This is a genomic window from Nisaea sp., assembly GCF_039990255.1.
Classification (GTDB): Bacteria; Pseudomonadota; Alphaproteobacteria; order Thalassobaculales; family Thalassobaculaceae; genus Nisaea.
On the sequence record NZ_JBDXGG010000004.1, the window covers coordinates 498,675 to 512,135 of the forward strand.

Sequence of the window (13,461 nt, forward strand, 5' to 3'; positions counted from 1 at the left end):
GTGAAGTTGAGCGCGCACCTCAGGTCACTGTGTGCTGCCATCGCCGAAAAGTGCTTCGCGGACCGGCCGGAAAGACCGTCGGTGATGATCCGTGACACCAAATGCGGCGATGCCCGCCAGATGTTCGGCCGTGCCGTATCCGGCATTGCGCTCCCAGCCATATCCCGGATGGGCCTCCGCCAACACACCCATGGCATTGTCCCGGTGCACCTTCGCGATGATCGAGGCCGCCGCGATGCTGAGCGATTTCAGATCGCCTTTCACCACCGCGCGGGCCGGAACGGGGACAGGAGGCAATCGGTTACCGTCGATCAGATATAGATCCGGAGTTTTATCGAGACGTTGGGACAGGGCCGCCGCCGCACGTCCCATGGCAACGTATGTTGCCTGCAGAATATTGATGCGGTCGATCTCCTCGACCTCCGCGACACCAATGCCATAGGGGACAAAATCTACAAGTGCGCTGGCAATCAGCTCCCGCTTGGCAGCGTTAAGCTTTTTGGAGTCCGTAACATCCCTTAGAAGCGGGTCGTTATGCAGGGCGAAAGGGATGTGCACCGCCGCGGCCATAACCGGCCCTGCGAGTGGCCCGCGCCCGACCTCGTCGATGCCGACAATCACCGCGCCCTGATCGGCTCCGGCATCCACTTCCAAGCTGAAATCAGACAATTAACTCATTCCTGAGATACAAAATCGGGATAGGACCCTACCTGAAAATCCTTTTGACACCAATTCACTACGTGGTCATTCCGGACATGGAAGCACCGGGTCTGCCACATTTTCGGACCGGGCCCTACGAAATAGTCCTCCCTGGCGCTACACCTAGATACTGCCACGAAGTAAACCACGAAATATTGTATCCATGACATGGTTCTGCTTGCGGTGTCATGGTCGGATCGCGACCTTTTCAGTCGAAAGCCCTCAGACGGGCGCCGCTGCAAGGTTACGCCGATGTTCGACGAATGGATCGCCGGGTTTGTTATTTTCGCCCTCACCCTCAGCCTGACACCGGGGCCGAACAACACGCTCTTCACGACGTCCGGAGTCAATTTCGGGATCGCACGAACCGTCCCGCACATTCTTGGCGTGGCTTTTGGTTTTCCCACCATGCTTGCTGCCGTGGCCCTTGGACTCTGGTCACTGCTGAATACGGTTCCGGGACTGCTGGAAGTCTTGCGCTACGTTTCCATCGCCATCCTCATCTATCTCGCCTGGAAGATCGCCGGCGGTGCCGCCGGGAAAATCGGCCGTCCGGAGCGGCCCATGCGGTTCTATGAGGCCGCCGCCTTCCAGTGGGTGAATCCCAAGGCCTGGCTAATCTCGGCCAGTGCCATGACAACCTTCAGCGGTGTGGCCGCAAACGGCTCTCCGGACATCACCTCCCGGCTGCCTCTGATGTGCGCGTTGTTCTTTGCCATCGTGATCCTCTCCGGCTTCACCTGGGCCGGGATCGGCGCCGGCCTTTCGCGCTGGCTACAGGACGGCATCCGGCTCAGGATCGCGAATATCCTGCTCGCATTGATGTTGCTCTCCTCCCTGTTTCTGGCATGACCTAGAGCAGACTGAGCTGGTCTCCGGCACGCGGCGGAACGACGAACCGGTCACAGCGCAATTTCGGGAAAGAGCCTGTGAGGCACACCCGCTTCTTCGCAATCTCGAAGCGGCGGTGAATCAGGGCCGCATAGGGGCCACTGCCGCGCATCCGCTCGCCCCATTCAGCCCGGTAAAGATCCCCGCCTCTCGTCTGACGGATCAGGGAATAAACCCTGTCCGCCCGGTCCGGAAAGTGCTCCTCCAGCCATTCCCGGAACAGGTCCTTGATCTCGTGCGGCAACCGCAGAAGGATGTGGCCAACGCTGCGTGCACCGGCTTCCGCCGATGCCTCCACCAACGCCTCTATTTCTCCGTCATTAATCGCTGGAATAATCGGCGCCGCCAGAACGTGAACCGGAATGCCTTCCGATTTGAGTGCATGCACCGCGTCCAGCCGCCGTCCGGGGGTTGCCGCTCGCGGCTCCATGATGCGTGCAAGATGCCGGTCCAGTGTGGTGATACTTATCGCCACCGAGACCAGCCCGCGCGCCGCCATTGGCGCCAGAATGTCGATATCGCGGGTGATCAGCGCCGACTTGGTGACAATCGAGAGCGGATGGCCGAAATCTGACAGGACCTTTAGCACCTGCCGGGTAATCCTGTGTTCCTTCTCGATCGGCTGATAGGGGTCCGTATTGGTCCCGAGCGCCATCACATCCGGCCTGTAACCGGGCTTTCTCAGCGCATCGTCGAGCAGAGCCGCCGCGTCCGGTTTCGCAAGCAGTCTGGTCTCGAAATCGAGTCCCGGCGAATAGCCGAGATATGCATGAGTTGGCCGGGCAAAGCAGTAGATACAACCATGCTCGCAACCACGATAAGGATTGATCGAGCGGTCGAACGGGATATCGGGGGATTTGTTCCGGGCGATGATCGTGCGGGAGGCATCAATACCCACTTCGGTTCTAGGTCTGGCGTCCAGATCAGCGAACTCTGTAGACGCGCCATTGAACGGATTATCACCGGGCCAGCCGCCAATAACCCGCTGGCGTTGCTCCTGTTCGAACCGGCCACTGACATTGGTGATCGCCCCGCGGCCCTTGCGCGGGGAACGCTGAATAATATCCGGGTCCGGGGCATCCGGTGACTGAAAATCAGGGTCGACCATGGCCGGATGATAAATTCAGTAATAGAACAAAACAAGAACAATTAAATTTCAGACGGTGGTTCATCAGATTCAATGCGATGCCGCTCAAGCCTTTCAGAAGCCTGATCGCGACGCGCTGAAGCTGCCTCGTCCCGGGCCTGTTGTTCTTTTGTACGGCCGAATTTCAACCTGTTGTCAGCGGCTTTCTCTTCGGCGGAATCACGGGTCTTCCGCTTGCGGGCCTGCCGCAGATTGACGATTTTGCCACTCATTCGACCCTCCTTGCCGCGCGCCCTTCGGCAGCCTAGTCCAGCACCAGTTTATACGGCCCCCGCCATTCCCGGCGCACCCGTTCCATAGTTTCCGGCCGGGCCATCCGGCGCAAGCGTTCGAGAACGCCCGACAGCATCCGGTCGCGCTGACTCTGATCGGTGCGCTGCGACACCTGGCCCTCATTCTCGGCATACCAGCGGCAGCCCCAACTCGTGGTACGCAGCCAGGTCAGACGGCGGAACGGCAGGAACCAAGGCTCGAGTACGCGGGCCAGCGACGGCGGCACTGCCGTCCGGTAGGTATCGTAGAAACCCGCAACATCCTCATTGCTGAGCTCTCCGCTCACTTCCGGGTCCCAGCTCACAGAGGTGTATAGGGTGGCGTGGGCGAGATCGATGGCAGGCGACCCGTACTGGGTCTTCTCCATATCGACAAAAATCGCACGGCCATCCTTCTGAACGACATAGTTGCCAGGGTGGGTATCGGTCAGAACGAGTGCCGGCGGCAATGGGGCCCTGCCATGCTCGGCGGCAAAGTCTCGGGCCCATTTGCGTTCTTCATCTAGAATGGCGCGTGCCTGCCGGTCCTGCACCAGAGCTGGGATGAATTTTGCCTGATCCTCGATCAGGCCGACGAGCGCTTCCACTGGTCGCGGAGTCCAGGCAAGAGGAGCCGCATCGTCGGGCGCCGGCAACCGGTGCACGCTGGCCAATGTCTCGGCAAGCTGTGTCAGATCCTTTGAAAGATCTACGGCCCTCCCCTCGACCGCATCAACGATCAGCGCGCCGTTTGGCAGTCGCGGACTCGGATCGAGATGGCCGTGAAGAACCGGCGTGTGACGGCTCGGACCTGCGCGCCGGAAGCATTCCGCCTGCAAGAACAGGGCATCTTCCGGAGTCACATCACGCCGAACCAATCGCGGAACACGGGCCAGCAGGCGTTTGCCTTTAAAAGGCCGCTCACCGAGAAGAACGTGATCGTGGGTCAGCCCTCGTGCCGGCAGCCTGATCAGATCTTCGAGAGCAAGCGTGGGGAAGGTCTTGAGCTTCATCAGCTCAGCGTGGAGATTGCGCAGGTCGAGGTCGGTCGTCATTGGCCGCGAATGCTCTGAAATGTTCTAATTGGGATTCCCTGCCACACTGGCGGAATCACGTGCCCCTCTGTTAACACACCAGATAGCGCTGCGGAAAAATAAGGACCAGCCTTGGGATCATCGGATACATCGAAGAATGAAGATCTCTGGCGAGTGCCACTGCCCGGTGCCCTCGGTCCGCTGGACGCGCATGGCCGCCGTATCGGCGCACCGGCGCCTAACCTTTCGATTAGTGTCATCATCCCCTGTCTCAACGCTGAGAAGAGCCTGAAGCGTACTCTGGACGCGCTGGCAAGCGCCGAGCGTTCCGGCTTCACGCCAGAAATCGTCATTGCCGATGGCGGCTCCACCGACGCGACACAGGAGATTGCCGAGGCGGCAAGGGCCAGGGTGGTGGATTGTGCCCGCGGCCGCGGCATCCAGCTCGCAACCGGAGCCAAAGCGGCAAAAGGTGACTGGCTCCTCTTCCTGCATGGTGACACCGCCCTTGATCGGGGTTGGGCATCGAGTGTCATGGTCTTCACCAGCAATGACAGAAACCGCGAGCGGGGAGCAGTCTTCACTTTCGCTCTGGATGACGACAGCCCGGCAGCCAGGCGGCTGGAACGCATGGTCCGCTGGCGCAATCGCTGGCTCGGGCTGCCCTATGGCGACCAGGGCCTGCTGATTCACAGACGCTTCTATCGCCGGCTTGGCGGCTACAAGGAAATCCCGCTGATGGAGGATGTGGAGTTCATCCGCCGCATCGGCATGAGTCGTCTTGCCCTGCTCGATACCCGGGCCGTCACCTCCGCCGACCGCTATATTCGCGCCGGCTACATCCGGCGTGCAATGCGCAACCTCTTCTGCCTGACACTTTTTTTCCTCCGGGTGCCGCCCCGTCTGATCGCCCGGATCTACGGCTGACCAATGATGCGCCAGACTCTCATCATCTTCGCGAAAACGCCGCGCCAGGGGCTGGTGAAGAGCCGTCTGGCCCGCGACATCGGCGCCGGTGCAGCAACCCGGTGGTACCGACAGAACCTTGCCGCGATCCTGCGACGGCTCGGTCTGAAAAAACGGTGGGAGTGCCATATAATCGCGGCCCCGCACCACGCCTCCGCCTGGCCCTGGCCGACTCCCTGGCGGTTCAGCCATCAGGCGCGCGGCGATCTAGGGCAACGGATGCTCACGGCCTTGCGGAGCGTCTCCAAGGGTCCTGTAGTGCTTATCGGCAGCGATATCCCGGGCATCGAGCCGCGCCACATCGCGGCTGCTTTCAGGATGCTTGGGCGGAACGATGCCGTTTTCGGGCCTTCGAGCGATGGCGGCTACTGGCTGGTCGGCTTCTCGCCGCGCTACAGGGGCAATCCGTTCACGGATGTACGCTGGTCCACAAAGTGGGCACTTGAGGATACGGTCGCCGGGCTTCAATCAGGCACGAAAGTCGGTTTTGTATCGGAAATGCAGGATGTGGACGAAGGTTCGGATCTGGCCGCAACAGTGAGCTGCGTCAGGCCGAGCGCCCAAACAGCTCGTGCTCGCGCAAGCGGGGCATGATCTCGACGAAATTACATGGTCTGAACCGGATATCCAGCTGATTGACCAGAATTTCGTCCCAGGCATCCTTGCAAGCGCCGGTGGAGCCCGGCAAGGCGAAGAGGTAGGTGCCACGGGTAACGCCCGCGATAGCCCTCGACTGGATGGTCGAGGTGCCGATCTTCTGGAAGCTGAGCCAGCGGAACAGCTCGCCAAATCCTTCGATTTCCTTCTCGAAGACGGAGCGAAAGGCTTCCGGTGTCACGTCCCGGCCAGTCAAACCGGTGCCGCCAGTCGAAATCACCACATCGATGCCGTCATCTTCGATCCAGGAGATCAATTGTCCGGAAATCGCCGGAACGTCGTCCGTCACGATCTTCCGGTCCGCCAGGATGTGACCGGCGTCTGTCAGCCGTTGCACCAACGTGTCGCCGGAACGGTCATCGCCCAAGTTTCTAGTGTCTGAAACCGTCAGAACTGCAATGTGAACGGGAACGAACGGACGAGACTCATCAATTCCGGGCATGTTTCGGACCGCCAGGCTGCTGCGAAATGTCTATCGACTCATAACGCGGCCAGGATCCGGCGGCAATGTGATCCAACGACGGCGCCGGCTGGCCTAGACGCAACCTATACATCCACAGATTGGTCAGGACCCGCTCGATGAATTCACGGGTCTCGTGCCGCGGAATGGACTCGATGAACAGCAGCGGGTCTTCTTGGAAATCGATCTTCCGCGTCCATTTCCGGAGTGTGCCCGGGCCTGCGTTATAAGCCGCCAGCAACTGGAACAATCCCTCATTGACGCTGTCCTGCTTCAGCAGGTGGCCAACATATTCCTGTCCGAGCTTCAGATTAAGGGATGGGTCCAGCAATGCCTTGCGGCCGTCCCGACTGCGGAAACTACGGTCCTTGGCAACGAATGCCGCCGTGCGCGGCATGATCTGCATGACGCCGATTGCCCCGCGCCCGCTGCGTGCCGTCGCGTTGAATTTCGACTCCTGACGCGCGATGGCGTAAATCAGCGCCTTGTCGATGCCGGCGATGGAATCGAGCTGCCAATCAGGCAAAGGATAGAAGGCCGCATAATAAGGCCGGTCGCCTCGCGCTTTAAGGATTCCAGCGATTCGCATGGCAAGGCCCGGCATGCCGTTACCCGCCGCGATCGTCATGATCGCACCATGCATGTAATCGGGCAGCACCGGATAGAGCCGCCGCAACTCCTTTTCCGCAAGATCGGTCCGACCGACTTGCAGAAGGGCAAAGGTGCGCTGACCGCCCTGAGAGTTCAGCAATGCGTCCTGGGTATCCTCGTCCAGCTCGGGCAGAGTCCAGTCGAGCGGCATATCGATGCCGAGAGCCCGGCGCGCCAGCAGGCCGTAGAAGGTCGCAGAGTGGGTTGCCGCTTGTGCCAGCCAAAGTGTCGCCTGCCGTGGGCGCCGTTCAGCAAGATGCGCACGGGATGCCCAATAGGCGCCAGCGGCCTTCACCCAACGGGATACATCGGGTGCGCGGGAAAGGGATTCGAAATGATTGGACGCCTGGTCATGCCGCCCCTGGCGCCAAAGCGCGAGACCGGCGGTCCAATGCGCGGTCGGGATCAGGCCTTCTGAAAGCTCGATGCTTTCGACAGCGTAACGAGTGGCTTTATCGTCAACATTAAAGACGAAATAGCCATGCGCTATCTCTGCCAGCGCGTGGGCGCGATCCATGCCGCCAATGGAGCGCCCGGCCTTGGAATTGAGATATTTAAGACCACCCGTTGGGTATCCGTTACGAACGAAGCGCCGGACCTCCCTGATCACCCGGCGGCCCTTGCGGGAAACTTTCGGTCCGTTGCGGGACAAGTGCTGCTGCGGCTCGACCGCGCCATTCACCTGCGATGCGCCACTGCCGTTCAGATAACCCTTCTGCGGGCGAGCAGGCGCTTTCCAGCTCTTAGGTTTCCGGCGCAAGGCCAGCCGATAGATCTTGCGGGCACCCGGATGGTCCGCGTAATGCGCCATCCAGTTTTTCAGTTCCTTGTAGGTGGACCGATAAGCCGTCGGGTGCATATAGCGCTGATACAGCACGTGGCCCATCAGGACACGACTCTCGAGCGCCGCAATCAGCTTGTCAGCGCCGCCCCAGTTTCCCGCTTCCTGAAGGGTGAATATCGACTGATACCGTTCGGCATCCAACGTGCTGACAATGTCGTAATGGACACGCGGCACCGCCGGATCCATATCAACAGCACCAAGCGCGGACCCGCGCGGCGGCATTGCATCGCCGCGAGCGGCGGCGGCAGGTCCTGAATATGTCGCGATCGCCGCAGCAATGTAGACAATCGCGCCCGCGATCACCGGCATGAGATGCCGATTGAAGCGGCGAGGATTCGATTTCACATCTTCGCTCATGACCACGCTAAGTAGGGCATGCGAAGGCCAATCTCAAGCAGTGATTTTGCTTAACGTGCGCGCATCAATTACCACAACTACTTAAATATGAACTTTGATGTAATGAATGAATACACGGTAATACCTTACATAATATCAGATGGTTACAAGGTAAATATAACATCTGATGAACAGATAGAATTTTCTTATCAAATTGATTAAATTAATTCGTCTAATTTATTGAATAATTTGCTTTATTGTCAACAAATCACGCCAAGCCAGCGCTTTTTGCCCACCTGACCGAAGCAGAAAGGCAGGGTGAAATAACGGCACTGCCGGAACAGGCTGCTCAAGGTCCGGATCCAAGAATTCGAAACGCCGACCACGCAGGCGCATAATGCCCTGGCGTTGATCCAACAGAGTTTTTGCAGCCGTCCCTCCCACGGGGACGACAATACGCGGACGCACAAGCGCTATATGCCGCCGGATGAAAGGCAGGCAGATGGCGATTTCGGCTGCCGTCGGCTCACGGTTCCCCGGCGGGCGCCAGGGCAGAATATTGGTGATGTAGGCATTTTCAGCCCGGTCCAGACCGATTGACCGCATCATCCGATCAAGCAACCGGCCGCTGGCGCCGACAAAGGGGCGGCCTTGCCGGTCTTCGTCTGCGCCCGGTGCCTCCCCGATGAACATGACGTCAGGCGTCTCGACACCTTCGCCGAACACAAGGTTGGTGGCCGTCACCTTGAGCGGGAACCCGTCAAGGCTTTCCAGCGCCGCCCGCAGTTCTTCGAGGGATTGGGCCGCACCAGCAAGCGTGGCCGCTGCCTTGTCCGTCGCCGGATCGGCACCTGACGCCGGAACCCGAGGCTGGGCCTGTGCGGAAGCGACCGATACCGGCGCCGGGGCTTGAGCAGCAGTCCGGATCGCCGCAGGTGCATTTTCCGCCCGGGGCACCGGAGCCGCCGCTGCCTCGGACGCCGCAAACCAGTTGGTTTCGGCATCGCTGATCGCCTCGTCAGCACCCATCTCGACATACCATTCGAGTAGCGCCTCAGGCGGCATTGCGTTCTGTTCCGGCGATAAGCCCACGTGATCCCTTCCTTCAATCTTGCCGTACAGCCTCTCGCGTCGCTTGTCGCGACAAAACAGCTGTGCCAAGTAAGACAGTAACCTGTGTAAGAAACGATTAGGAGAGGTTCATGGAACGCGAGTCGATGGAATACGACGTCGTGATCGTCGGAGCCGGCCCCTCCGGCCTGTCGGCCGCCATTCGGCTGCGCCAGCTCAGTGCTGAGCACGGTCAGGACCTGAGCGTCTGTGTGCTGGAAAAAGGCTCGGAAGTTGGTGCCCACATCCTGTCTGGAGCGGTGATGGAGCCGAGGGCAATGGCTGAGCTGTTCCCTGACTGGAAAGAACGCGGCGCGCCCTTGCACACGCCGGTGACCCAGGACCGGTTCATGTTCCTTACCCGCAAGTCCGGCATCCAGACGCCCTGCCCGCCGCAGATGAACAATCACGGCAATTACATTGTTAGTCTCGGCAATGTCTGCCGCTGGCTGGCAGAGCAGGCCGAGGCGCTGGGTGTCGAGATCTATCCGGGCTTTGCCGCCGCCGAAGTGCTCTATGACGAGAACGGCGCGGTGCGCGGTGTTGCCACCGGCGACATGGGCATCGGCAAGGACGGTGAGCAGACCGCGAACTACACTCAAGGCATCGAGTTGCATGCGAAGCAGACACTGTTCGCCGAGGGTGTGCGCGGATCACTGACCAAAACTTTGTTCGAGCGCTTCGATCTACGTGAAGGCGTTGACCCGCAAACCTACGGCATCGGCATCAAGGAGCTTTGGGAAGTCGATCCGGCAGTGCATCAGCAGGGTCTGGTCGTGCATACCGTCGGCTGGCCAATGGAAGGCAAGACCTATGGCGGCTCCTTCCTTTATCACCTGGAAGATAATCAGGTCGCGGTCGGCTATGTGATCGGTCTCGATTACGAGAACCCGCATATGAGCCCGTTCGAGGAATTCCAGCGCTACAAAACCCATCCGAAGATCCGCCCCTTCTTCGAAGGCGGCAGGCGGATATCCTACGGCGCGCGGGCAATCAACGAAGGCGGCTTCCAGTCTATTCCGAAGATCACCTTCCCCGGGGGCGCCATTCTCGGCTGCTCCGCCGGTTTCCTGAACGTGCCGAAGATCAAAGGCTCGCATACGGCGATGAAGTCCGGCATGACGGCAGCTGAAGCCCTGTTCGAGACCATGAAGGATGGTGCCGGCGCCGGTCTGGAAATCTCCGATTACCGCACCCGGATGGAGCAAAGCTGGGTCTGGGACGAGCTGAAGGCAGTCCGCAACATCCGCCCGGGCTTCAAGGCCGGTTTCCTGATGGGTATGGCAAATGCCGGGGTCGAGACTCTGTTCAAAGGCAAGAGCCCGTGGACGCTGCACCATCACCATGACCACGAAAGCCTGCGTCCGGCGGCACAGTGCGAGAAGATCGCCTATCCGAAGCCTGACGGAAAGGTGAGTTTCGACCGGCTCTCCTCCGTGTTCCTATCGAACACGAACCATGAGGAAAACCAGCCGGCGCACCTTACCCTGAAAGACCCGAGCGTCCCGGTCGAGTACAACCTGGCACTCTACGACGCTCCGGAGCAGCGCTATTGCCCGGCAGGCGTGTACGAGATCATGCGGGACGACGACGGCTCGAACCCGAGGCTGCAGATCAACGCGCAGAACTGCGTGCACTGCAAGACCTGCGATATCAAGGACCCCACCCAGAACATAAACTGGGTGGTGCCGGAAGGCGGCGGCGGGCCGAACTATCCGAATATGTAGCCGGCTTAAGACACGAACGCGGAACGGCGACACGCCGGAGACGGAGGCAACCGAATGACTGTATCAGGATCGCGTAAAGGAACCGCAACACTTGCGGTCCTGGCGGCTCTGTCTCTTTCCGCCTGTGCCGGAATGGGGTCGGGTACGCCGGATGCGTTTCCTGATGTCCCCATCCGCAACACCGTCTCGGGCGACTACCTGAACGCTCTGCATGCCTACCGGACCAGCGACCTCAGTGCCGCCGCTCAGAATTTCGCAGCGGTACTTGAGGCCGATCCTGGCAATCCCGGACTGATGCAACGGGCGTTCCTCTCAAAGGTCGTGGACGGCAAGACAGCCGAATCCCTCGATTTGGCCGAGGCTCTGGTCAAGCGCCAGGGTGGCAATGCCTTCGGGCGGCTCGCCCTCGCGCTCACGGCTCTGAAACAGAACGACTACGACGGCGCGCGCCGACATCTCGATGCGCTTGCGGAGTCCCGGCTGACCCAGATTATGCGCCCCCTGTTACTCGCCTGGGTCGAAGCCGGAACCGGTAATGGGCAGGCTGCCTATGCCGATCTCGACCAGATACGCAAACAAGGTGGTTTCGGCCTGCTTGCAGAGCTCCACACGGGGTATATCGCCGCACTGAACGGCGACTTTGAAACAGTCGACGCGGCTTTCAAAGCGGCGCTGAAAGGGATGGACCGTCCGCCGGCGCGCCTCCGGATAGGCGCAGCATTGCATTACGCTAAACTCGGCCGCATCGACATAGCACAGGAAATTCTTGCCGCTGGCGATCTCTCTGACCAGAACACGACCGCCCTGTCGGCGTCCCTGTTAGCCGCGGAAACAGGACAGGAGGCCAAGGGTCTTGTCTCAAATGTCAGCGATGGTGCCGCGGAAGCACTCTTCGATATTGCCAGCGCCCTGCAACGGGACCGTGGTAGCGAGATCGCGCTGATTTATGCCCGGCTCGCGCTCTATATGCGCCCTGACTTCCCACTGGCCCGGCTGCTTGTCGGAGAAATTCTCGATGATCGCGGCCGTCACAGCGATGCCTTGAAGATCTATGCGACTATCGGCGAGGATTCCATTTATCACATGATGGCCCGTCTTCGGTCGGCCTCCGCATACGACGCCGAGAGCGACCGGGACAGCGCCCTTTCTGTGCTCCAGGAGCTGGCAAAAACCTATCCGGACAACGGGACAGTCCTTGTCCGCCTGGCCGATACATTGCGGGCGGGAGAAAACTGGGAAGCGGCAATCAAAGCCTACGACGAGGCCTTCGACAAACTTGGAGGAGCCGCGACGGAAGACTGGACGCTCTATTACACACGGGGCATTGCGCTCGAGCGGGCAAAAAAATGGGAGCGCGCCGAATCTGATTTTCTGGCCGCCCTGGACCTCGCGCCAGAGCAGCCCTATGTCATGAATTACCTTGGCTATTCATGGGTAGAGCAGGGCCTCAACCTCAAAGAAGCGCAGACCTTGATCGAGCGGGCCGTCCAGCAGCGTCCTGATGACGGCTATATCGTGGACAGTCTCGGCTGGGTCCTCTACCGCACCGGCCAACACAAGGAAGCGGTCCCACATCTTGAACGCGCCGTTCAGCTCCGGCCGGGCGATGCGGTGATAAACGATCATCTCGGCGATGCCTATTGGAAGGTCGGTCGCCAGCGCGAAGCAGTTTATCAATGGCGCCGTTCTCTGGAAATGGGCCCGGATCCCGCATTGGCCGCAGAACTCGAGCGGAAACTCCGGGACGGCATGGTTTTGGAAACAGGCGAGCATTCGTCAGGCAATGGCTGAGGCAGGCTTTTCCGCCACCCTGATCGCGCCCGCCAAGCTCAATCTCAGCCTTACCGTTCTGGGCAAGCGCCGGGACGGCCTTCACGATCTGGTCAGTCTGGTCGCCTTCGCGGACCTTCATGACGTGCTGTCGGTCACCCTATCGGATACCACGACAGACCAGCTCACCTTAGCCGGTCCCTTTGCCGGGAGCCTTGACCGGGACAATCTCGTCCTGAAAGCGATCTCGACTTTCCGCAACGCCATCGGGCCGATTCCACCGCTTTCGATCACGCTGGAAAAGAAAATCCCCGTTGCCGCCGGGCTGGGCGGGGGTTCAGCAGACGCGGCAGCCATCCTGCGCCTACTGGCCCGGCAATATGGCCTGGCCGCCATGGATCCATCTGTTCAGGCGATTGCCGCCGGGCTCGGCGCGGATATACCCGTCTGTCTTGATTCCCGATGTCGATATATGCGTGGCACCGGAACGACCCTTGATCCGGAGGAAAGCGGGTTTGCCTACCATCCGGCTTTGCTGGTCAACCCAGGGATTGCGGTGCCCACCGGCTCCGTATTCAGCGCTCTGGCCGCTGAACAGAAAATAGTGACGGCTGCGTCGGGCCGACACAGCCTTGCAAACGGTATCGTGGATGGCAGGAACGATCTCGAAACTCCCGCCATCGCAGTGGCTCCAGAGATAGGCCCGGTATTGAGCGCATTGTCGGATCTGCCGGGCGCTCTCGGTGCACGCCTTTCCGGCAGTGGTGCTACCTGCTTCGCGCTTTTTGATAGCGATATGGAGCTGGACAAAGCGGCAGAACAGTTTCGGCAAATCTATCCTGCATATTGGATACATGCTGGGACACTCAGGAACTGGGACAAAGACTCTCTGTTTCCAAAGATACCAATGTGTTAACC

At 60.1% G+C, this 13,461-nt stretch carries 13 protein-coding genes; 6 read left to right on the forward strand and 7 right to left on the reverse strand.

Features of this window, described 5'->3' with window-relative positions; all coding sequences use genetic code 11:
* Nucleotides 1-24: 24 nt before the first annotated feature.
* Nucleotides 25-654 carry a ribonuclease HII gene (locus tag ABJ076_RS03070; RefSeq protein WP_348186982.1) on the reverse strand — a complete coding sequence of 210 codons (630 nt, stop codon included), beginning with the start codon at nt 652-654 and terminating at the stop codon, nt 25-27.
* A 297-nt stretch (nt 655-951) separates the two neighbouring features.
* Here ABJ076_RS03070 and ABJ076_RS03075 point away from each other — a divergent pair, with 297 nt between their 5' ends.
* On the forward strand, nt 952-1,551 hold the full coding sequence (locus tag ABJ076_RS03075; RefSeq protein WP_348186450.1) for a LysE family translocator: 600 nt from the start codon (nt 952-954) through the stop codon (nt 1,549-1,551).
* Between the two features lies 1 nt (nt 1,552).
* Here ABJ076_RS03075 and ABJ076_RS03080 read toward each other — a convergent pair whose 3' ends face one another.
* The 3 genes from ABJ076_RS03080 to ABJ076_RS03090 are packed head-to-tail and all read right to left on the reverse strand — an operon-like array spanning nt 1,553 to nt 4,043.
* Entirely contained in the window at nt 1,553-2,698 is a 1,146-nt protein-coding gene (locus tag ABJ076_RS03080; protein ID WP_348186448.1) for a PA0069 family radical SAM protein, read from the reverse strand.
* Between the two features lie 41 nt (nt 2,699-2,739).
* Nucleotides 2,740-2,949 (reverse strand): DUF4169 family protein, encoded by a 210-nt coding sequence (locus tag ABJ076_RS03085; protein WP_348186446.1) that lies wholly within the window; start codon nt 2,947-2,949, stop codon nt 2,740-2,742.
* A gap of 32 nt (nt 2,950-2,981) precedes the next feature.
* Nucleotides 2,982-4,043: an aminoglycoside phosphotransferase family protein gene (locus tag ABJ076_RS03090; RefSeq protein ID WP_348186444.1), complete on the reverse strand. Its 1,062-nt coding sequence runs from the start codon at nt 4,041-4,043 to the stop codon at nt 2,982-2,984.
* A 111-nt stretch (nt 4,044-4,154) separates the two neighbouring features.
* Between ABJ076_RS03090 and ABJ076_RS03095 the strand changes: the two genes are divergently transcribed.
* Entirely contained in the window at nt 4,155-4,949 is a 795-nt protein-coding gene (locus tag ABJ076_RS03095) for a TIGR04283 family arsenosugar biosynthesis glycosyltransferase (RefSeq protein ID WP_348186442.1), read from the forward strand.
* A 3-nt stretch (nt 4,950-4,952) separates the two neighbouring features.
* The gene (locus ABJ076_RS03100) at nt 4,953-5,582 is read left to right on the forward strand and encodes a TIGR04282 family arsenosugar biosynthesis glycosyltransferase (protein WP_348186440.1); all 630 of its coding nucleotides are present in this window, start codon (nt 4,953-4,955) and stop codon (nt 5,580-5,582) included.
* Here ABJ076_RS03100 and moaB read toward each other — a convergent pair.
* The 3 genes from moaB to ABJ076_RS03115 all read right to left on the reverse strand — a co-directional run bounded on the left by moaB (nt 5,536) and on the right by ABJ076_RS03115 (nt 9,028).
* On the reverse strand, nt 5,536-6,087 hold the full coding sequence (gene moaB, locus ABJ076_RS03105) for a molybdenum cofactor biosynthesis protein B (RefSeq protein WP_348186438.1): 552 nt from the start codon (nt 6,085-6,087) through the stop codon (nt 5,536-5,538). The two genes, ABJ076_RS03100 and moaB, sit on opposite strands and share 47 nt — an antisense overlap.
* Nucleotides 6,074-7,945 carry a lytic transglycosylase domain-containing protein gene (locus ABJ076_RS03110; RefSeq protein WP_348186436.1) on the reverse strand — a complete coding sequence of 624 codons (1,872 nt, stop codon included), beginning with the start codon at nt 7,943-7,945 and terminating at the stop codon, nt 6,074-6,076. The genes moaB and ABJ076_RS03110 overlap by 14 nt, the downstream gene beginning before the upstream one ends.
* A gap of 228 nt (nt 7,946-8,173) precedes the next feature.
* The gene (locus ABJ076_RS03115; RefSeq protein ID WP_348186434.1) at nt 8,174-9,028 is read right to left on the reverse strand and encodes a uracil-DNA glycosylase; all 855 of its coding nucleotides are present in this window, start codon (nt 9,026-9,028) and stop codon (nt 8,174-8,176) included.
* A gap of 110 nt (nt 9,029-9,138) precedes the next feature.
* Here ABJ076_RS03115 and ABJ076_RS03120 point away from each other — a divergent pair, with 110 nt between their 5' ends.
* From ABJ076_RS03120 to ABJ076_RS03130, 3 genes are read left to right on the forward strand one after another with little or no spacing between them, the layout of a single operon-like run.
* On the forward strand, nt 9,139-10,773 hold the full coding sequence (locus ABJ076_RS03120) for an electron transfer flavoprotein-ubiquinone oxidoreductase (RefSeq protein WP_348186432.1): 1,635 nt from the start codon (nt 9,139-9,141) through the stop codon (nt 10,771-10,773).
* Between the two features lie 54 nt (nt 10,774-10,827).
* Complete coding sequence (locus ABJ076_RS03125; RefSeq protein ID WP_348186430.1) at nt 10,828-12,564, forward strand: tetratricopeptide repeat protein; 1,737 nt, start codon at nt 10,828-10,830, stop codon at nt 12,562-12,564.
* The gene (locus ABJ076_RS03130) at nt 12,557-13,459 is read left to right on the forward strand and encodes a 4-(cytidine 5'-diphospho)-2-C-methyl-D-erythritol kinase (RefSeq protein ID WP_348186428.1); all 903 of its coding nucleotides are present in this window, start codon (nt 12,557-12,559) and stop codon (nt 13,457-13,459) included. The genes ABJ076_RS03125 and ABJ076_RS03130 overlap by 8 nt, the downstream gene beginning before the upstream one ends.
* The last annotated feature ends 2 nt before the right edge of the window (nt 13,460-13,461 follow it).

What these genes read in the sequence shown, in the direction of transcription:
- moaB (WP_348186438.1), bottom strand. Translation starts at nt 6,087, where the DNA reads ATGCCCGGAATTGATGAGTCTCGTCCGTTCGTTCCCGTTCACATTGCA.
- ABJ076_RS03075 (WP_348186450.1), top strand. Translation starts at nt 952, where the DNA reads ATGTTCGACGAATGGATCGCCGGGTTTGTTATTTTCGCCCTCACCCTC.
- ABJ076_RS03125 (WP_348186430.1), top strand. Translation starts at nt 10,828, where the DNA reads ATGACTGTATCAGGATCGCGTAAAGGAACCGCAACACTTGCGGTCCTG.
- ABJ076_RS03120 (WP_348186432.1), top strand. Translation starts at nt 9,139, where the DNA reads ATGGAACGCGAGTCGATGGAATACGACGTCGTGATCGTCGGAGCCGGC.
- ABJ076_RS03090 (WP_348186444.1), bottom strand. Translation starts at nt 4,043, where the DNA reads ATGACGACCGACCTCGACCTGCGCAATCTCCACGCTGAGCTGATGAAG.
- ABJ076_RS03085 (WP_348186446.1), bottom strand. Translation starts at nt 2,949, where the DNA reads ATGAGTGGCAAAATCGTCAATCTGCGGCAGGCCCGCAAGCGGAAGACC.
- ABJ076_RS03080 (WP_348186448.1), bottom strand. Translation starts at nt 2,698, where the DNA reads ATGGTCGACCCTGATTTTCAGTCACCGGATGCCCCGGACCCGGATATT.
- ABJ076_RS03100 (WP_348186440.1), top strand. Translation starts at nt 4,953, where the DNA reads ATGATGCGCCAGACTCTCATCATCTTCGCGAAAACGCCGCGCCAGGGG.
- ABJ076_RS03130 (WP_348186428.1), top strand. Translation starts at nt 12,557, where the DNA reads ATGGCTGAGGCAGGCTTTTCCGCCACCCTGATCGCGCCCGCCAAGCTC.